We start from the raw sequence: 18554 nt of genomic DNA, 5'->3' as shown, positions 1-18554 counted from the left end.
AGTCAGCACGTAGGAGCCTTGTAACGGGAATGAAGGCGGGAATTCTATCAGGCTCGGCCACAGGCCCGAAGCTCGAAGCTCGAAGCTCGAAGCTCGAAGCTCGAAGCTCGAAGCTCGAAGGCAACATCAATAAAAAACGCCCCCAAGCATAGGCCTGGGGGCGTTTTTTCTTCCAGCTTCCAGCCGCGTAGCGGCGCTCTATCGAGCTTACTTCTCGACGAAGGCGCGCTCGATGACGTAGTCGCCCGGCTCGCCGAGGCGCGGCGAGATGTTGAAGCCCAGCTCGTCCAGCAGCGCGCTGGTCTCGTCGAGCATCGCCGGGCTGCCGCAGATCATGGCGCGGTCCTGCTTCGGGTCCAGCGGCGGCAGGCCGGTGTCCTCGGCCAGCTTGCCGCTGCGGATGTGGTCCGTCAGGCGGCCCATGGTGTGGAACTCCTCGCGGGTCACGGTCGGGTAGTAGACCAGCTTCTCGCTGATTTCCTCGCCCAGGTACTCGTGGGCCGGCAGCTCCTTGGTGATGAAGTCGGCATAGGCCAGCTCGCTGACGGTACGCACGCCGTGGATCAGCACGATCTTCTCGAAGCGCTCGTAGGCTTCCGGATCCTGGATCAGGCTCATGAACGGTGCCAGGCCGGTGCCGGTGGACAGCAGGTAGAGGTTGCGACCCGGCAGCAGGTCATCGGTGACCAGGGTGCCGGTGGGCTTGCGGCTGACCATGATCTGGTCGCCGACCTTGAGATGCTGCAGGCGCGAGGTCAGCGGGCCGTCCGGCACCTTGATGGAGAAGAACTCCAGGTGATCCTCGTAGTTGGGGCTGGCCACGGAGTAGGCGCGCATCAGCGGCTTGCCGTCGACTTCCAGGCCGATCATCACGAACTGACCGTTCTTGAAGCGCAGGCTGCGCTCGCGGGTGGTCTTGAAGCTGAACAGGGTGTCGTTCCAGTGATGAACGCTGAGGACTTCTTCCAGGGCGAACTTGCTCATGCCGGCTCCTATGTATCGCGAGGGCGCATATACCGAAAGCTCATAATTGCGCCGATTGATCTTTGCAGAGAATTCTAAGAGACGGCAGGATATCTGTTAAATGGGTTGTATGGATAAAGCTTATCTATACTCCAGATATACTAGCTCGGAGCCCCCTCCCATGCGCTATACCCTGCGCCAGCTCGAGGTGTTCGTGGCCGTGGCCCAGCACGAGAGCGTCTCCCACGCCGCCCGCGCCCTGGCGCTGTCCCAGTCGGCGGCCAGCACCGCCTTGGCCGAGCTGGAACGCCAGTTCGACTGCCGCCTGCTCGACCGCATCGGCAAGCGTCTCAAGCTCAATGCCCTGGGCTTCCAGCTGCTGCCCAAGGCCGTGGCGCTGCTCGACCGCGCCGAGGAGGTCGAGGAACTGCTGCGCGGCCAGCAGGGCATCGGCACTCTCGACGTGGGCGCCACCCTGACCATCGGCAACTACCTGGCCACGCTGCTGATCAGCGACTTCATGCAGCAGCATCCGGGCAGCCGCATCCGCCTGCAGGTGCGCAACACCCGCACCATCATCGACGGCGTGCGCCACCACGAGCTGGACCTGGGACTGATCGAGGGCCAGTGCGAGGACGAGGAGGTGATCACCCAGCCCTGGGTGGAGGACGAGCTGGCGGTGTTCTGCGCCCCGGGCCATCCGCTGGCCGGCCAGGGGCCGGTGGAGCTCGACCGGCTGCTGCGTGAGGACTGGATCATGCGCGAGGAGGGCTCCGGCACCCGGCTGACCCTGGAACAGGCCGCCCGGCACCGGCGCGGGCGCTTCAACACCCTGCTCGAGCTGGAGCACACCGAGGGCATCAAGCGCGCCGTGGAGTCGGGGCTGGGGATCGGCTGCGTCTCGCGCCTGGCGCTGCGCGACGCCTTTCGCCGCGGCAGCCTGGTGCCGATCCCCACCCCCGACCTGGACCTGAGCCGTCAGTTCGCCTTCATCTGGCATCGCCACAAGTACCTGGCGCCGGGCATGCGCGAGTTCCTCAAGCTATGCCGGCAGATGACTGAAGGCATCCGCTGCAGCGACCAGATCGACCTGCCCCACTCCTCCTGAGGGTGAGGCAGCGGGCGAGCCCCTAGGCCGGCTCGCCGCGGCGGGCGCGGGCGTCCGGCAGCGCCGCGGTGGCGCCGTGCTGGCTCAGGGTGAAACCGCCCACGGCCTCGGCGAGGCGGTCGGCCTGCGCCTTGAGATGCTCGGCGGCGGTGGTCGATTCCTCCACCAGGGCGGCGTTCTGCTGGGTCATGTTGTCCAGCTCCGAGACCGCCACGTTGACCTGGCCGATGCCGTCGCTCTGCTCACCGGTGGCGCTGGTGATCTCACCCAGCACGTCGGCCACGCGGGTCACGCTCTCGACCAGCTCCTCCATGGTCTCGCCGGCGGCCTGCACCTGGCGCTCGCCCTCCTGGGTGCGGGTCGCCGAGGTGTCGATCAGCTCGCGGATCTGCTTGGCGGACTCGGCGCTGCGGCTGGCCAGCTGGCGCACCTCGCCGGCCACCACCGCGAAGCCGCGGCCCTGCTCGCCGGCCCGGGCCGCCTCCACCGAGGCGTTGAGCGCCAGCAGGTTGGTCTGGAAGGCGATGCTGTCCATCATCTTCACGATCTCGGCGATCTGGCGCGACGACTCGGTGATGCCCTGCATGGTCTCGTGCACCTGGCCCATGGCCTCGCCGCCGCGGCGCGCCACCTCGCTGGCCGAGCTCGCCAGGCCGCTGGCCTGCTTGGAGGCATCCGCGGTGTGCTCCACGGTGCCGGTGATCTCCTCCATCGAGGCCGAGGTCTGCTGCAGGCTGGAGGCCGCGTTCTCGGTGCGCCGCGACAGGTCCTGGCCGCCCTGGGCAATCTCGGTGGCCGCCACCTTGACCGACTCGCTGCTGTCGCGAATGGTCAGCATCACCGACTCCATGCGCGCCACGAAGCGGTTGAAGGCGTTGGCGAGCTGGGTGACCTCATCGTTGCCCTCCTCGGGCAAACGGCGGGTCAGGTCGGCGTGGCCGCTGGCCACGTGCTCCATGGCGTCGCGGGTGGCCAGCAGGCGGCGGAAGGCGACCTTGAGCAGCGCCCCGAGGATCGCGGCGGCGCCCAGCGCCACCAGCACCAGAGTGATGGTCGAGGCGCTCATGACGCCACGCAGCCCGGCGGTGGCCTCGTGGTCGTCGAGGGCCACCACCAGCTGCCAGTCGGTGCCGCCGATGGGGCTGGCGAGCAGCCGCTTGTCGGCGCCGTCGAGATCGACGTGCTCGGGGATGTCGCGCTCGGCCAGCGCGGCGAGGCGGGCGGCGTCGAGCTCGGGAGAGAGACGCTCGACCGGCGCGAGGCTCAACGCCGGGTCGGGATGCGCCACCAGGGTGCCGTCGGCGCTGGCCAGGAAGGCCAGGCTCGAAGGCGTGGGCGCGATCCGGCCGACGATGTCGGCGATGGCATCGATCGCCACGTCGCCGCCGGCCACCGCCACCAGCTCGCCGCCGCGATGGAAGGGCGCGGCGAAGGTCACCACCAGCTTGTCGGAGGTGGCGTCTTCGTAGGGCGCGGTGACCACGACGTGACCGGCCTCCACGGCCTGCTTGTACCAGGGGCGCTGGCGCGGGTCATAGCCCTCCGGCGTCTCGCTGGCCGAGAACACCACGCCGCCCTCGGTGTCGCCGAGGTAGGTGTTCATGAAATCGCCGGACACGCGCAGCTGCTCCAGGGCCGGCAGCGGGTCGTCGGCCACGGCGGCGGCCTCCAGCGCCTCGAGCATGCCGCTGCGGGCATCGACCCACTCCTCGATGGCCTGGGCATTGCCCTCGGCCACCGCCTGCAGGTTCTGGGCGATCTGGTCATTGTTGTGGGAGCGGACGGTGAAGTAGCTGATCGCTCCGTTGAGGATCAGGGCCGCGACGATCACCGCCAGGGCGGCGAGCAGGATACGCGCGCGCAATGAAGTCAGCATGGTCACTCTCATGGGTAAGGGGGAGTTGGTCTTGTGCCGGTCCACGGGTGCCAGGAACCGGGAGCTACCCTGCTATCGGCCACGGCTCGCGTCGACTTTAGCCGTCGGCGCGAGCCGCCGATTTTCCCGCACCCTGCGGGGGGCGCCCCAGACCTTTCAAGAAGGCGGCACTTTGGCCGATGATGGGGAGACGCCCATTTCCTCACCGATCCCGCGACAGGACGCATGAGCGACCCACAGCTTCCCCAGGAATATCCCGCTTCCCTCAAGGTGGTCGGCATCGGCGGCGGCGGCGGCAATGCCGTTCGCCACCTGATCGACACCACCGCCCTCGAGGGCATCGACGCCATCGCCGTGAACACCGACCGCCAGGCCCTCGAGCGGCTGCCACAGGGCGTGGCGATGCCCATCGGCAGCGCCACCACCCGCGGCCTCGGTGCCGGAGCCGATCCCGAGGCCGGCCGGCGAGCCGCCGAGGAGAGCCACGAGGGCCTGCGCGCGCGGCTGGCCGGCGCCGATCTGGTGTTCCTGATGGCCGGCATGGGCGGTGGCACCGGCAGCGGCGCGACCCCGGCCATCGCCGACCTGGCCCGCGAGATGGGCCTGCTGACCGTGGCCGTGGTGACGCGCCCGTTCGGCTTCGAGGGTCAGCGGCGCCGGCAGGCCGCCGACGAGGCCATCGCGGCACTGGACGGCCGGGTCGACTGCCTGGCGGTGGTGCCCAACGACCGCCTGCTGCCGACCCTCGGCCACGGCGCCTCGATGATGCGCGCCTTCGCCGCCGTCAACGACGTGCTGCGCGAGGCAGTGACCGGCATCGCCGAGGTCATCACCCGGCCGGGACTGATCAACATCGACTTCGCCGACGTGGCGGCGGTGATGCGCCGGCCCGGGCGGGCGCGCATCGGCACCGGCGAGGGCACGGGCGAGGGCCGCGCCGGCGCGGCGGTGCGCGCGGCCCTGGAGCATCCGCTGCTGGAGGCCACCGACCTGGCCGAGGCCGCCGGGGTGCTCGTCAGCATCACCGCCGGCGCGGACCTGAGCCTGGCCGACTTCGACGAGGTGGGGCAGCAGGTGGCCGAGCTGGCCGGCGAGGACGCCCTGCGGGTGGTTGGCACCGCCTTCGACCCCGACATGGAAGGACGCCTGCGGGTCTCGCTGATCGCCACCGGGCTGGAGGTCGCCCAGACGCAGGCGAAGCAGCCCCCGTCGCCGCGCCGATCAAGCCCGGCCGGCGAGCCGCGCCCGGCGCCGTCGTCGACCGACGCCCCAGAGCGAGAGGGAAGCGCAGAGCCGGAGGAACTGCTGGATCTCGACGACTTCCTGAACCGCCTCAAGCGCCGCTGACGCTCAGGGACGCGCTGAAGCGGCCGAGCGACGACGCCTAGGCGGTCGTCCGATCCAGGTAGCGCTCGCGGAAGGTCGCTCCCGGCACCGGCCGGCCGGTGAGGAAACCCTGGATCAGGGTGACGTGATAGGCGGCGAGCGCCTCGAGCTGGGCCTCGGTCTCCACGCCCTCGGCCACCACCCGCAGGCCGAGCTCCCGGGCCAGCCCGGTCACCGCGGCGAGGATGGCGCCGCTGCCCCGGGACTCCCCCAGGCCGCGAATGAAGCTGCGATCGATCTTCAGCGTCGTCACCGGCAGCTCCTGCAGATAGCTCAGCGAGGAGTAGCCGGTGCCGAAGTCGTCGATGGCGATGTGGCAGCCCAGGTCACGCAGGGCCGCCAGGGTGGCCACGGCCTGCTGGTGCTGGTCGATCAGGGTGCTCTCGGTCAGCTCGAAGCCGATCTGGCCCGGCGGCAGGCCATGCGCCTCGTAGAGCCGGCGCACCTCATCGACCAGGTCGGCCTGCCAGAACTGGCGCGCCGACAGGTTGATCGCCACCCGCGGCGGCGTCAGGCCGGCCTCGCGCCAGGCCTGCAGCTGGCCGGCCACCAGCTGCATCAGCCGTCGCCCCAGCGGCAGGATCAGCCCGGAGCGCTCGGCCAGCGGTATGAAGTCCCCCGGCGACACCTCCCCCAGCCCCGGCGCATGCCAGCGCAGCAGCGCCTCGCCGCCCTTGACCTCGCCGCTGTCGCGGTCGATCAGCGGCTGATAATGGACATCGAGCCCCTCGCCGGTCTCGGCGGTGTTGCGCAGCGCCGTCTCCAGCGCCAGGTGCTGGTGATCCTCGACATGCATCTCGGCGCGATAGAGCCGGTAGGTGTTGCGCCCTTCCTCCTTGGCGCGGTACATGGCCGCATCGGCTCGCTTCACCAGCCGCTCGGGCGTGTCGCCGTCGTCGGGGTAGAGGCTGATGCCCAGGCTGCAGCCGACCCGGAAGCGCTGCGTGCCCAGCTCGAAGGGCGCGCTGGTCGCCTCGATCAGCCGCCGCGCCACCCGGGTCACCTCGTCGACTTCCTTGACGTCGGGCAGCAGCACGATGAACTCGTCGCCGCCCAGACGCGCCAGGGTATCGTCCTCGCGCAGGTGGTGCTGCAGGCGCTCGGTGAGCCGCACCAGCAGCTCGTCGCCCACGGCATGCCCCAGCGAATCGTTGACCTGCTTGAAGTGGTCCAGATCGAGGAACAGCACCGCCAGGCGCCGCCCCTGTCGATGGGCGTGGCGGATCGCCAGCGCCAGACGATCGTCGAGCAGGCGCCGATTGGGCAGGCCGGTGAGCGGATCGTAGTAGGCCAGGTGGCGCACCCGCTCCTCGTTCTCGCGGATATGGGTGATGTCGGTGAACAGCGCCGCGTAGTGGGTGACCTCGCCCCGCTCATCGCGGATCGCCGAGATCGTCAGCAGCTCCAGGTAGAGCTCGCCGCTCTTGCGCCGATTCCATATCTCGCCGCGCCAGAAGCCGCCCTGCTGCAGCGTGTCCCACATGTCCCGGTAGAAGACCGCGTCGTGGCGCCCGGAGGACAGCACCGCCGGCGTGCGGCCGACCACTTCCTCCAGGGAGTAGCCGGTCATGTGGGTGAAGGCCGGATTGACGAAGCGGATGCGCGTCTGCGGGTCGGTGATGATGATGCCCTCCAGCGAGGCATCGATGACCCGCTCGGCCAGCTGCAGGCTCTCACGCGACTCGGCCAGCGCCCGGTCACGCGCCTCGAGCGCCTCGCGCAGATCCTGCAGGTAGCCGTGCTCGACCCCGGAGAGCAGGTCCTGGAAGCCCAGCAAGCCGCTCACGCCGCCCGCCTCGTCGACAACCGCCAGGTGACGCACCCCCTCGCCGACCAGCGCATCGCGGGCGCGGATCAGCGGCTCATCGGCGCCGATGGTCAGCAGCGGACGGCTGGCCAGCTCGCCGACGCTCATCGAGCCCGGATGACGGGCGACGAAGCGCACCAGGTCGCGCTCGGTGAGGATGCCCAGCGAGCGCGAGTCGTCCTCCACCACGGCGGCCTCGGCGCCGGCGTCGCGCATCCAGCGCGCCGCCTCGGCCAGGCCGAGAGCGCTCGGCAGCACCACCGGCGAGCGGCGCATCGCGCCCTTGACCTCGCGCAACCGCAGATAGGGCTCGAGCCCCTGGTTCAGCGCCACGTCGCTCTGGGACACCATGCCCAACGGGCGTTCGTCGTCATCCACCACCAGCAGGTGGCGATAGCCCAGCTGAGCGAAACGCGCGGCGACCTCGCCCACCGACACGCCACGGTCGATGGTGACCACCGGCCGGCTCATCACCTCGCCGACCGGGCGGCGCAGCGACTCGGGGTCGGCGAAGTCGAGGGCCAGGCTGTCGCGCTCGGTCCAGATGCCGAGGGTCCGGCCCTCCTCGACCACCAGGATCGCGCTGCAGCGACGCTGACTCATGCGCGAGGCGGCCTCGCACAGCGGCGTGTCCGGCCCGCAGCTGAGCAGGCCGGTATGCATGATCCGTTCGACGGAGAGGGCGTGGGTGTTGAGCAGCTGATCCGAGTCCATTCGCTTACCGCATCGTGAGAGAACCTCTCAACCTAGCGCAGCGTTTCGTCTGGACGACAGTCAAGCCCGGCGCGTCCTTGACGACGATCAACAAACAGGCTGTTGCCCGGCTGACGCTTGGCCTCGGCCTTCAGTTCGGCCAGCACGTTGCCGATGTCCATGGCGGTTCTCTCTGCCCCGGGCGCGACGGCGTGATAGGCCAGCGACAGTGACATCAGCGGCACGAACCGTGCCCGCCCCTCACGGTCGTGGCCGTCGAAACCGCCGGCCTCGCGGTGCTCGAGCGAATAGAACTGCGGCGCGAAGTGGGCGAAACGCGCCAGGATCGCCTCACAGCGCGACTTCGCCGTCGCCTCCCCCAGCACCAGCATGAAGTCGTCGCCGCCCACATGGCCAACGAAACCATCGTCGCCAGATTCTTCCTGCAGCATGCGAGCCAGGGCCAGGATGACCTGATCGCCGCGGGCATAGCCGTAGACGTCGTTGTAGGCCTTGAAGGCGTCGAGATCCGCATAGACGGCGACGAAGGCCTCTCCGCGGGCCAGGCGCGCAGCCAGCGTATCGTGGATCGCCTCGTTGCCGGGCAGCCCGGTGAGAGGGTTGGCCTGGCGCGCCGCACGCACCTGGAGGGCGGTGATCTCGCGCAGCAGGTCGACGATCTGCCCCAGGCCGCGATAGCGGCCGTCATCGTCGACCACCACGAAGTCGTCGCGGCTGCCCTTGGCGGATTCGGTGACGCGCCGGCTCAGCGCCTCCAGCGGCATCGAGGCCTCGGCCACCAGCATGCGGCGATCCATCAGCTCGTCGATGGCCCGCCGGGCATGCAGCGAGTGGCTGAAGGGGTTGGCGAACACGCCCAGGAACTCGTGCTGGCGCACCACGCCCACCGGCCGGTCACCATCGTCGAGCACCGCCAGGCAGCGCAGCTCCGGGTCATGACGGAAGCGTTCCACCACCTCGGGCACCCGGGTGCCCTGACGAACCGGCGCCAGATGCCGGCACAGCATGGCGGCGGTGGTGCCGAAGGAACCGGAGACCTCACGTCGCGCCGGCAGTGAAGGCTCGAGCCGGGTCGGCGGCTTCGCCGACGGGCGGGCGAAGTGATAGCCCTGCATCAGCGTGCAGTTCATCTCCCACAGGCAGCGCTGCTCACCCTCGGTCTCGATGCCCTCGGCGATGACCTTGCAACCGAGGCTCCGCGACACCTCGAGCAACGAGGTCAGGAACTGGCGCTTGCCCGGATCGTGATCGATACCCTGGGCGAAGTGGCGATCGATCTTGACGAAGTCGGGGCGCAGCTCCGCCCAGTGGCGCAGGCTCGAATAGCCGGCGCCCAGGTCGTCCAGCGCCACCTGGAAGCCCATGCGCCGGTAATGGTCGACGGCCTGACGCATCAGCGCATAGTCGTGGATCGGCAGGTGCTCGGTCAGCTCGATCACCACCCGCTCCGGCGACAGCCCCACACCGTCCAGGTAGGCACGGGTCAGGCCCTCGCGGAAGTCTCGCTCGAGCAGCGAAGCCGGCATGACGTTGAGAAACAGCCGTCCGGGCAGCCCGCATCGCGCGAAGGCCTCGATGGCCCGACGGCGGCAAAGCAGATCCAGCTCCAGCAGGCGTCCTGTCTCCCGAGCGCAGTCGAACAGCGCCACCGGCGAGTGCAGCGGCGACCCCGCGGGGCCGCGTGCCAGCGCCTCGTAGCCGAAGATCCCCTGGCAGCCGGCATCGACGATGAGCTGGAACAGCGGCGTGATCGCGCCCTCGTCGAGTATCCGCGCCAGCTCGTCGACCTGTTCGGCCGTCACCCGGTGTTCTGACACCGCCGCTGAAACGTCGTGGTCATCCTGCATGCAATGCCCCCTCAGGCCGGCATGGCCTCCAGTGCGCGAGGGTCGGACGAGGCCGGCTCCGTCGCGTCGTCCTCGGGCGTCGGCGCCTCCGCCGTCGCCAGGGTGAAGCCTGCCGTGAAGCCCCGCATGCGTTCGGCCTCTTCCTCCAGGGTCGCGGCGGTCCGCTCGGCGCGCTCGACCATGTCGCGGTTGCGCTGGGTCACGCTGCCCATCTGGTGCATGGCCTGATTGACCTGCTCGAGGCCCTGGCGCTGTTCGTCGGAGGCGTGGGCAATCTGGTCGACCCGTTCACTGACGCCCTGGATGGCGGCGACGATGCCGGTCATGTCCTCGCCGGCCCGGCGCGACAGGCCGTTGCCGTGCTCCACGCTGCTGCGCGAGGCCTCGATCAGATCGCGAATCTCGCGGGCGGCGCCCGCCGAGCGCGAGGCCAGCGAGCGCACCTCGCCGGCCACCACGGCGAAGCCGCGGCCATGTTCGCCGGCTCGCGCCGCCTCCACCGAAGCGTTGAGCGCCAGCAGATTGGTCTGGAAGGCGATGTCGTCGATCATGCCGACGATCTCGCCGATCCGCTGCGAGCGGGCATGGATATCATCCATGGTGGCGACGAAATCGGCCACCACCTCGCCGCCCTGGCGGGCCTTGCCGGTGGCCTGCTCGGCCAGCCGGTTGGCCTCGCCCACATGGGTGGCGTTGTCGGCCACCGAGGCGGTCATCTCGTCCAGGCTGGCGGTGGTCTGCTGCCGGGTCCGCGAGGCCAGCTCCTGGTTGCCTTCGCTCATGTCGCCGGCACCGTCCAGCACCCGGTCGCTGCCGTGGCGCACCCGTGCCACGGTGGTGGCGAGCGCCCGGCGCATGCCGTCGAGCTCGCGATACAGCTGGCCGATCTCGTTGTTGCTGCGCGCCTCCACCAGGGTGGCCAGGTCGCCGTCGGCGATGCGCCGGAAATGCGCGATCATCCGCGACAGCGGCCGGAGCACGTTGGCCCGCACGCCCCAGATCACCACCAGCACGATGGCCAGGGCGCCGCCCAACGCCGCCAGCAGCGCCAGGTTCAGCCAGCCGGCCACCGCCGAGAAGCGCTCGGCCAGACCGTCCCCACGCTCGACGGCACCGGCGAAGAAGGCATCGGCGCCGTCCATGAAGGCCTGGCTCATGTCGCTGACCCGGGACTGGCCGGAATCGTAGCCGCCCGCGTCCCCCTCCTGCAGCAGCATGAGCTGCAGCGAGAGCCCGGTACTGAACAGCGACTGGAAGCGTGAGGCCAGCGCCTCGCGGGCCTCCTGTTGCGACTCGGCCACTGGCAGCGCCTGGAAGCGCTCGAAGGCCGCCTTGGCCTGATCCATGTGCCGCTCGGCCTGTTCGAGGATGGGCCCCGGGCGGTCGAAGGAAGGCACCCGCACCAGGTGAGCGGCGCGATCCATCGCCACCTGGGCGCGCAGGGTGGCGATGTAGGCGCGGTTCAGTGCCCGGGACTGGGCGACCTGGACGTCGCGCAGCGTGTCGAAGGCACTGCGGCCGTGGTGGTTGGCGTAGAGGCCGAGGGCTCCGGTACCGAGGATGATCGCGGTGAAGGCGATCAGCACCAGGAACCAGCTGAATCGGATGGTCATTCGATCGAGGAGGCGCATCGGAAAACCTGTCGCTGATGAAGGGGCGGGCACCGGGCCCGCAGGAAGGCATGCCCGGCGTTATATCAGCGATTTATGACATTAAGATTTCGTCGACTTCTTCCATGAATGGCAGCGAAACAAAAGGCATCTCACGCTATCGCTGCCATTCAAGATATCTCGTCCGCAGCCGATAACTCGCTCCGTGTCCAACCCTCATGCTCAACGAGAGACCCTTATCGAGAAGGAGCGTCTTCCATGTCAGATGCCGTTAACGAGATCAGCGCGAGTCGCACGACCCAAACCCCCGACGGCAGCACGCCGCGCCGCCGGGTGGAGCAGGTCCTGGCCGGCTGGCTGCCGCCCGAGGAAACCGCCGCCACAGGATCGGTGAACCAGGGCGAGCTGGTCGCACCGGTGCAGCGGATCAATGAGGTGATGCGCCCCTACGGGGTGGAATTCGAGCTCAGCGAGACCACCTCGCGAGTGGTCACCCGCCTGGTGGACCGGGACACCCGCGAACTGATTCGCCAGATCCCTGCCGAGGAGGTGATGCGCGTCGCCGAGCATCTGGAGGAACTTCAGGGCAGGCTGATCGATCTGGAGGCCTGATCGAGCGCGATCAGACCTGCATGTTCATGATGTCCTTATAGGCCGTCACCAGGCGGTTGCGGACCTGGAGCCCCATTTCCGAGGCGACGCTGGCCTTCTGCATGTCGACCATGACGTCGTTGAGCTCGACGCCCGGCTCGCCGGCCTGGAAGGCCTTGGCCGAGTCGGCGGCCTGGAGCTTGAGCTCGTTGATGCGCTGGATCGAGGACTGAAGCTCGCCGGCAAAGCCGCCGTTGCCCACGGCGGTGTCGAGCTGCTGCCCCTTGGCGGCCTCACCGCCGGCCTGGGTGGCCAGCGACTGCATCTGGGCGAGCGCCGAGGCGAGAGCGGGTGAACTCATCGGGGACCCCTGTGATGGACATGGTGATCGATGGAAGCCAAGGCTAGCAGCGCGCCCTTGGCCACCATGCCGGCAATTGACGCGCAAAACTCGGGTTTTTCATACCTTTGGCGTGACACCCCCTGCGGATAATGGCCGTCATCACAGTTCCGCCCCGGACGGGCGGCGAATCGCGACGGACGGGAACGCAGTCGATGCCTTCATCTAGAGCCCAGGGTCCAGGCGTCATCTCCGACGGGAGGCCCGCATGAGCAGTGGCGCCTCCGCCACCGGCGGCCAACAGGCCCAGACCTCTCCCTTCGCCCAGCTGTCCCGGCAGCTGCGCGGCAGCCCCCTGATCGCCCTGCTGATCGTCGGCGCGGCCGTGGTCGCCATCGCGGTGGCGCTGCTGCTGTGGGCGCGCAGCCCCGACTATCGGGTGCTGTTCAGCAACCTCAGCGAAGCCGACGGCGGCAGCATCATCAGCGAGCTCGACAGCCGCGGCATCCCCTACGAGTTCAGCGCCGGCGGCCAGGCGCTGATGGTGCCCGGCGACCGTGTCCACAGCTTGCGCCTGCAGCTGGCCGAACAGGGCCTGCCACGCGGCGGCAACGTCGGCCTCGAGCTGATGGAGAACCAGGCCTTCGGCATCAGCCAGTTCGCCGAGCAGGTCAACTACCAGCGCGGTCTCGAGGGCGAGCTCGCCCGCTCCATGGAATCGCTCGGCCCGGTGGCCGGCGCGCGGGTACACCTGGCGCTGGCCAAGGACTCGGTCTTCGTGCGCCAGCGCGAGCCGGCCAAGGCCTCGGTGGTGCTCAACCTGCAGCCCGGCCGCACCCTCGGCGAGGGCCAGGTGGCCTCCATCGTGCATCTGGTCGCCAGCAGCGTCCCCGACCTGGCCGCCGATGCGGTCACGGTGGTCGACCAGAGCGGCCGACTGCTCTCCACGCCCGATGGCGGCGGCTCGGGGCTCGACGGCACCCAGCTCGACTACGTCGCCGAAGTGGAACGCGCCTACCAGCGCCGCATCGAGACCATCCTGGCGCCGATCCTCGGCCGCGGTAACGTCAAGGCCCAGGTCACCGCCCAGGTCGACTTCTCCCGACGCGAGGAGACCTCCGAACGCTACGGCCCCAACCAGCCGCCCAACGAGGCCGCGGTGCGCAGCCGCCAGACCAGCCTCAACGTCAACGGCAACGGCGATCTGGCCCAGGGCATTCCCGGTGCGCTCAGCAACACGCCCCCCGGCGCGGCCCCCTCCCCGATCGATGCCCAGGGCGAGGACGCCGAGCAGGACCAGGCAAACGACGAAGAGGGCGGCACGACGACCGAGCAGCGCCTGAGTCGTGATGACGTCATCAACTATGAGGTCGATCGCCAGGTCTCCCACGTCCAGCATCGCCGCGGCGGGGTCGAACGCCTCTCCGCCGCCGTGGTGGTCAACTATCGCGAACGCCTCGACGAGGACACCGGCGAGCTCGTTCCCGCGCCGCTCGACGAACAGGAGATGGCGCAGATCGAGCGTCTGGTACGCCAGGCCATGGGCTACTCCGACGCCCGCGGCGACCAGGTCGCGGTGGTCAACAGCGCCTTCGCCGCCGGGGACGACGCGGCCAGCGAGCCGGCCTGGTGGCAGCGCAGCGACGTCCAGCAGCTGGCCTTCGCCCTGGGCCGCTACCTGCTGGTGGGCATCGCCCTGCTGCTGCTCTATCTGCTGATCCTGCGGCCCTTCATCCGCCGTTACACCGAACAGCCCGCCCCGGCCAGCCTGCCGGCATCGCCCGGCTTCCAGGCCCGCGTGGGCGGCGACGAGGACGACGAGCACGACCGCGCGGCCGACGAGGATCACGACGATGAAGCGGCGAACGAAGAGAGCCCGGCCTCGCGGCGTCGCAAGCGTCGCGCCACGACCTACGAAGCCAACCTCAATGATCTGCGCGAGATGGCCCAGGAGGACCCGAGCATGGTGGCCATGATCGTTCGCGGCTGGATGAACAAACATGACGAGTAATGCGATGACCGGCCTGCGCCGCAGCGCCATCCTGCTGCTGGCCCTCGACGAGGACAGCGCCGCCGAGGTCTTCAAGCACATGTCCAACAAGGAGGTGCAGGCGCTGAGCATGGAGATGGCCACCATGAGCCAGGTCTCCCACGAGGAAATGCGCCAGGTGCTGCAGGACTTCAGCAACGAGACCGAGGAATTCATCGCGCTGAACCTCAACTCCAGCGACCATATCCGCTCGGTGCTGACCAAGGCGCTGGGCAGCGAGCGCGCCTCGAGCCTGATCGAGGACGTCATGGAGAGCGCCGGCAACAACTCCGGCATCGACGCGCTCAACCTGATGGAAGCCTCGATGGTGGCCGAGCTGATCCGCGACGAGCACCCGCAGATCATCGCCACGATCCTGATCCACCTGGAGCGGCACCAGGCCTCGGACGTGCTGGAAGCGTTCGACGACAAGCTGCGCAACGACGTGGTGCTGCGCATCGCCACCTTCAGCGGCGTGCAGCCGGCGGCGCTGCAGGAGCTCACCGAGGTACTCACCGGCATGCTCGACGGCCAGAACCTCAAGCGCAGCAAGATGGGCGGTGCCCGCACCGCGGCCGAGATCCTCAACCTGATGAACAGCAACCAGGAAGAGGCCGCCATCGAGACCGTTCGCTCGCACAGCGAGGACCTGGCGCAGAAGATCATCGACGAGATGTTCCTGTTCGAGAACATGGTCGACCTCGACGACCGCAGCATCCAGATGGTGCTCAAGGAGATCGATACCAACTCGCTGGTGGTCGCGCTCAAGGGCTCGCCCGAGACGCTCATGGACAAGTTCCTGCGCAACATGTCCCAGCGCGCCGCCGACCTGCTGCGCGAGGACATGGAGGGCCGCGGGCCGATCCGCGTTTCCCAGGTGGAGGCCGAGCAGAAGGCCATCCTCCAGGTGGTGCGCCGCCTGGCCGACTCCGGCGAGATCGTGCTGAGCGGCGGAGACGACACCTATGTCTGAGGCCGGCTGGAACGACGAGACGCCCTGGCGCCGCTGGCGCATGGGCGAGCTGCGTCAGCCCGAGCCGAAGGCGGCCTCGACACCAGACCCCAGGGCCGCCGCCCGACAGGCCCGCGAGGCGGAGGCCCGTCGCCAGCAGCAGGCCCTCGAGCAGCTGCGCGAGCAGGCCCGGCAGGAAGCCCGCGAGGAGGGCCTGCGCGAGGGACGCGAGGCCGGCCACGCCGAAGGACTGGCCCAGGGCCTCGAGGAAGGCCGCCGGCAGGCTCGCGAGGAGCTGGAGCAGCGCCTCGAGGAGTCGCTCGCGCCGCTGCTGCCGCTGGCCCGCCACTTCGAGGAAGCCCTGGCCGATCTGGACGAGGCCCTGTCCGAAGACCTGGTCGACCTGGCCCTGACCACCGGCCGCCAGCTCGCCGGCGACGCCCTCGAGGCGCGCCCCGAGCAGGTGCTGACGCTGATCCGCGAGCTGCTCCACAGCGAGCCGCCGCTGATCGGCCAGCAGCGCCTGTGGCTGCATCCCCGCGACCTCGAGCTGGTCACGCAACACCTGGGCGAGGAGCTGGAGGCCGCCGGCTGGCGACTCCAGCCCGACGACCAGCTCAGCCGCGGCGGCTGCCGGGTGACCAGCGAGCGCGGCGAGCTGGACGCCACCTGGGAGACCCGCTGGCAGGCGATCCAGGACCAGCTGCGCCGGCGCCAGCCGCCGACCGACACCGACGAAGACGAGGCGTGAGTCGACCGCGATGAACGACACCGCTCCCACCAACCGCCACCAGGCCAGCTGGCAGCGCGCCCTCCGCGGCGTGCGCCGGCGCATCGAGCCGCTGCCGACCAGCCGCGCCAGCGGCCGGGTGGTGCGGGCGACCGGCCTGGTGATCGAGGTGGTGGGCCTGCAGGTGGCGCTGGGCAACGCCTGTCGCATCGAGCTGCCCGACGCCCGCGGCCGGCTGGGCCGCCACTATGCCGAGGCCGAGGTGGTGGGCTTCGACGGCGAGCGCCTGTACCTGATGCCGCTGGCCGAGATCAGCGGCCTGCGCCCCGGCGCCCGGGTGCTGCCGCTGGGCGACGGCAGCGACGGCGCCGCCCGCCGTTTCCCCCTTGGCGAGTCGCTGCTGGGCCGGGTGGTCGACGGCAATGGCGCGCCGCTGGACGACCAGGGCTCGCTGGACGAGGCACCCCGGGCGCCGCTGGCCACGCCGCCGCTCAACCCGCTGTCGCGGGCGCCCATCGATACCCAGATAGACGTCGGCATCCGCGCCATCAACGCCCTGCTCAGCGTCGGCCGCGGCCAGCGCATGGGCCTGTTCGCCGGCTCCGGCGTCGGCAAGTCGGTGCTGCTCGGCATGATGGCCCGCTACACTCGGGCCGACGTGATCGTGGTGGGGCTGATCGGCGAGCGCGGCCGCGAGGTCCAGGATTTCATCGACAACATCCTCGGCCCGGAAGGCCGCCGGCGCGCCGTGGTGGTGGCGGCCCCGGCCGACACCTCGCCGCTGCAGCGCCTGCAGGGCGCCGCCTACGCCACCCGCCTGGCCGAGGGCTTCCGCGATCAGGGCAAGAACGTGCTGCTGATCATGGACTCGCTGACCCGCTACGCCATGGCCCAGCGCGAGATCGCCCTGGCCATCGGCGAGCCGCCCGCCACCAAGGGCTATCCGCCCTCGGTGTTCGCCAAGCTGCCGAGCCTGGTGGAACGCGCCGGCAACGCCGAGCGCGGCGGCGGCTCGATCACCGCCTTCTACACGGTGCTGACCGAGGGCGACGACCAGCAGGATCCGATCGCCGACTCGGCCCGCGCCATCCTCGACGGCCACGTGGTGCTGTCGCGCACCCTGGCCGAGGCCGGCCACTATCCGGCCATCGATATCGAGGCCTCGATCAGCCGCGCGATGACCGCCATCGTCGACGCTCCGCAGCTCGAGCAGGCACGCCGCTTCAAGAGCCTGTTCGCGCGCTATCAGCGCAATCGCGACCTGATCAGCGTCGGCGCCTACCATCCCGGCCACGACCCGCAGCTGGACGAGGCGGTGAATCGCTATCCTGCCCTGGAGGGCTTCCTGCAACAGGGCATCGGGGAGTGCGCCGACCTCGATGCCTCGCGTCAGGCACTGCTCGGCGCCCTGGGAGGCAGGCCATGAGCCGCACCGCACTCGACAACCTCACCGAACTGGCCCGGGAGGCCCGCGACCAGGCCGGTCAGAAGCTCGCCGGCGACCGTCGCAGCGCCGACCAGATCATCGCCCAGCTGGAGTCTCTGCAGCGCTACCGAGCGGAGTACGCCGCTCGCCTCCAGACGGCCCTGCGTGACGGCATCGATCCGGCCAGCATGCACAACTATCAGCGCTTCCTGGCCTCGCTGGACGACGCCCTCGCCCGCGCCCGCCAGGCCCTGGTCGAACAGCAGCGCCGCGTCGAGCGCAGCCAGCGCCACTGGCAGCAGGAACAGCGCCGCCTGAGCGCCTACGACACCCTCGCCGAGCGGCGAGCCGATGCCATGCGCAAGGCCGAACAGCGGCGCGAACAGCGCGCCACCGACGAACTGGTGACCCAGCGCTGGCTGCGCCGGGACAGCGTACCGAGCGGCTACTAGGCGGCCGTCAAGGAGAACCACATGGACATTCAGCAGTTGCTCACCGCCCCCTCGGGCCAGACCGCGAAGGGCAGCGCCTCGGGCCATGCCGCCGGCCTGACCGGCGGCGACTTCGCCAAGGCGCTGGCCTCGCTGTCACCCCAGGCCGGCACCCAACCCGCTCCGGCCAGCGGGGCGGAGTCGTCACCGCTGGCCGCTCGACTGCCGCAGGAGACGGCCACTGCCGACGGCGTGACCCTGCCCGAGCGCCTCCAGCATCTGCTGGCTTCCGCCGCCGAGGGTGACGACGTCAAAAAGGAACTGGAAACGCTGCTGGTCTCGGCAGGAGATGGCGCAGAGGCCTCGGCGTCGCTGCGTCAGGCCCTGGCCTCGCTCGCCAATGACGACGGTCTTCCCGAGAAACTGCAGACCCTGCTGGCCTCCGTGGCCGACGGCCAGGACCCCGCCATCGCGCTCCAGGAATGGAAGGCCGCCGCGGACGCATCCGAGGAGACTGTGCCCCCCGAGCTCGCCGCCGCCCTGCAGACGCTGATGACCCAGCTCACCCCGGGACAGAGCGCGGGCCAGGCCCGGGCGACGCCCGCCACGACTCCCCAGGCCCCGGCCAACGGTGCCCCGTCGCCTCTGCCCGGCCTCGCGGCCCCATCGACCAACCCCCTGCTCGAGGCCACCCAGCCCCGTGCCGACGCCGCCCCCAGCGCGGCCTGTCTCTTATACACATCT

At 69.8% G+C, this 18554-nt stretch carries 15 protein-coding genes; 9 read left to right on the top strand and 6 right to left on the bottom strand.

All coding sequences use genetic code 11. The features are described 5' to 3' along the window. Positions 1–207 precede the first annotated feature (207 nt). Entirely contained in the window at positions 208–984 is a 777-nt protein-coding gene (locus C9J49_RS16225) for a ferredoxin--NADP reductase (protein ID WP_016855905.1), read from the bottom strand. A gap of 160 nt (positions 985–1144) precedes the next feature. Between C9J49_RS16225 and C9J49_RS16220 the strand changes: the two genes are divergently transcribed. After that, positions 1145–2071, top strand: a complete 927-nt coding sequence (locus C9J49_RS16220; protein WP_107181772.1) for a LysR family transcriptional regulator — start codon at positions 1145–1147, stop codon at positions 2069–2071. Between the two features lie 22 nt (positions 2072–2093). On the opposite strand, the gene C9J49_RS16215 is transcribed toward C9J49_RS16220, so the two are convergent. Beyond that, positions 2094–3947 (bottom strand): methyl-accepting chemotaxis protein, encoded by a 1854-nt coding sequence (locus tag C9J49_RS16215; protein ID WP_107181771.1) that lies wholly within the window; start codon positions 3945–3947, stop codon positions 2094–2096. A gap of 225 nt (positions 3948–4172) precedes the next feature. Here C9J49_RS16215 and ftsZ point away from each other — a divergent pair, with 225 nt between their 5' ends. Further along, entirely contained in the window at positions 4173–5294 is a 1122-nt protein-coding gene (gene ftsZ, locus C9J49_RS16210; RefSeq protein WP_046078814.1) for a cell division protein FtsZ, read from the top strand. A gap of 37 nt (positions 5295–5331) precedes the next feature. Here the strand turns inward: ftsZ and C9J49_RS16205 are convergent, their stop codons facing one another. Genes C9J49_RS16205 through C9J49_RS16195 form a run of 3 tightly spaced genes read right to left on the bottom strand, consistent with a single transcriptional unit; the run spans position 5332 to position 11314 of the window. Then, complete coding sequence (locus C9J49_RS16205) at positions 5332–7854, bottom strand: EAL domain-containing protein (RefSeq protein WP_107181770.1); 2523 nt, start codon at positions 7852–7854, stop codon at positions 5332–5334. Between the two features lie 32 nt (positions 7855–7886). After that, positions 7887–9701, bottom strand: coding sequence for a bifunctional diguanylate cyclase/phosphodiesterase (locus C9J49_RS16200; protein ID WP_107181769.1), 1815 nt, complete (start codon positions 9699–9701; stop codon positions 7887–7889). A gap of 11 nt (positions 9702–9712) precedes the next feature. Next, a complete protein-coding gene (locus C9J49_RS16195; protein WP_181454310.1) occupies positions 9713–11314 on the bottom strand; it encodes a methyl-accepting chemotaxis protein in 1602 nt (533 codons plus the stop codon). 255 nt (positions 11315–11569) lie between these two features. Here C9J49_RS16195 and C9J49_RS16190 point away from each other — a divergent pair, with 255 nt between their 5' ends. After that, entirely contained in the window at positions 11570–11923 is a 354-nt protein-coding gene (locus C9J49_RS16190; protein ID WP_046078818.1) for a flagellar protein FlaG, read from the top strand. Positions 11924–11933: 10 nt separating this feature from the next. On the opposite strand, the gene fliE is transcribed toward C9J49_RS16190, so the two are convergent. After that, positions 11934–12263, bottom strand: a complete 330-nt coding sequence (fliE, locus tag C9J49_RS16185) for a flagellar hook-basal body complex protein FliE (protein WP_035599638.1) — start codon at positions 12261–12263, stop codon at positions 11934–11936. Between the two features lie 247 nt (positions 12264–12510). Between fliE and fliF the strand changes: the two genes are divergently transcribed. The 6 genes from fliF to C9J49_RS16155 form a co-directional block, all read left to right on the top strand. Next, on the top strand, positions 12511–14253 hold the full coding sequence (gene fliF / locus C9J49_RS16180; RefSeq protein WP_046078819.1) for a flagellar basal-body MS-ring/collar protein FliF: 1743 nt from the start codon (positions 12511–12513) through the stop codon (positions 14251–14253). Beyond that, the gene (gene fliG, locus C9J49_RS16175; protein WP_035599633.1) at positions 14243–15244 is read left to right on the top strand and encodes a flagellar motor switch protein FliG; all 1002 of its coding nucleotides are present in this window, start codon (positions 14243–14245) and stop codon (positions 15242–15244) included. Before fliF ends, fliG begins: the two co-directional genes overlap by 11 nt. Beyond that, positions 15237–15974 (top strand): flagellar assembly protein FliH, encoded by a 738-nt coding sequence (gene fliH, locus C9J49_RS16170; RefSeq protein WP_046078820.1) that lies wholly within the window; start codon positions 15237–15239, stop codon positions 15972–15974. The genes fliG and fliH overlap by 8 nt, the downstream gene beginning before the upstream one ends. Positions 15975–15984: 10 nt before the next feature. Continuing rightward, positions 15985–17379, top strand: a complete 1395-nt coding sequence (fliI, locus tag C9J49_RS16165; RefSeq protein ID WP_046078821.1) for a flagellar protein export ATPase FliI — start codon at positions 15985–15987, stop codon at positions 17377–17379. Then, on the top strand, positions 17376–17831 hold the full coding sequence (gene fliJ / locus C9J49_RS16160) for a flagellar export protein FliJ (RefSeq protein WP_046078822.1): 456 nt from the start codon (positions 17376–17378) through the stop codon (positions 17829–17831). The genes fliI and fliJ overlap by 4 nt, the downstream gene beginning before the upstream one ends. Positions 17832–17852: 21 nt before the next feature. Beyond that, on the top strand, positions 17853–18554 hold a 702-nt coding region (locus tag C9J49_RS16155), incomplete at its 3' end, for a hypothetical protein (protein WP_146613024.1).

The sequence above is a fragment of the Halomonas sp. SL1 genome (genome assembly GCF_003030865.2).
GTDB classification, from domain to species: domain Bacteria; phylum Pseudomonadota; class Gammaproteobacteria; order Pseudomonadales; family Halomonadaceae; genus Halomonas; species Halomonas halophila.
Note: the sequence above shows the minus strand (reverse complement) of the source record. Positions and strands in the feature narration are given on the sequence as shown.

Coding starts and splice junctions, on each gene's coding strand:
- fliH (WP_046078820.1), top strand. CDS start 15,237: ATGTCTGAGGCCGGCTGGAACGACGAGACGCCCTGGCGCCGCTGGCGC.
- fliG (WP_035599633.1), top strand. CDS start 14,243: ATGACGAGTAATGCGATGACCGGCCTGCGCCGCAGCGCCATCCTGCTG.
- fliI (WP_046078821.1), top strand. CDS start 15,985: ATGAACGACACCGCTCCCACCAACCGCCACCAGGCCAGCTGGCAGCGC.
- C9J49_RS16225 (WP_016855905.1), bottom strand. CDS start 984: ATGAGCAAGTTCGCCCTGGAAGAAGTCCTCAGCGTTCATCACTGGAAC.
- C9J49_RS16215 (WP_107181771.1), bottom strand. CDS start 3,947: ATGCTGACTTCATTGCGCGCGCGTATCCTGCTCGCCGCCCTGGCGGTG.
- C9J49_RS16200 (WP_107181769.1), bottom strand. CDS start 9,701: ATGCAGGATGACCACGACGTTTCAGCGGCGGTGTCAGAACACCGGGTG.
- fliJ (WP_046078822.1), top strand. CDS start 17,376: ATGAGCCGCACCGCACTCGACAACCTCACCGAACTGGCCCGGGAGGCC.
- C9J49_RS16205 (WP_107181770.1), bottom strand. CDS start 7,854: ATGGACTCGGATCAGCTGCTCAACACCCACGCCCTCTCCGTCGAACGG.
- C9J49_RS16190 (WP_046078818.1), top strand. CDS start 11,570: ATGTCAGATGCCGTTAACGAGATCAGCGCGAGTCGCACGACCCAAACC.
- C9J49_RS16195 (WP_181454310.1), bottom strand. CDS start 11,314: ATGACCATCCGATTCAGCTGGTTCCTGGTGCTGATCGCCTTCACCGCG.
- fliF (WP_046078819.1), top strand. CDS start 12,511: ATGAGCAGTGGCGCCTCCGCCACCGGCGGCCAACAGGCCCAGACCTCT.
- ftsZ (WP_046078814.1), top strand. CDS start 4,173: ATGAGCGACCCACAGCTTCCCCAGGAATATCCCGCTTCCCTCAAGGTG.
- fliE (WP_035599638.1), bottom strand. CDS start 12,263: ATGAGTTCACCCGCTCTCGCCTCGGCGCTCGCCCAGATGCAGTCGCTG.
- C9J49_RS16220 (WP_107181772.1), top strand. CDS start 1,145: ATGCGCTATACCCTGCGCCAGCTCGAGGTGTTCGTGGCCGTGGCCCAG.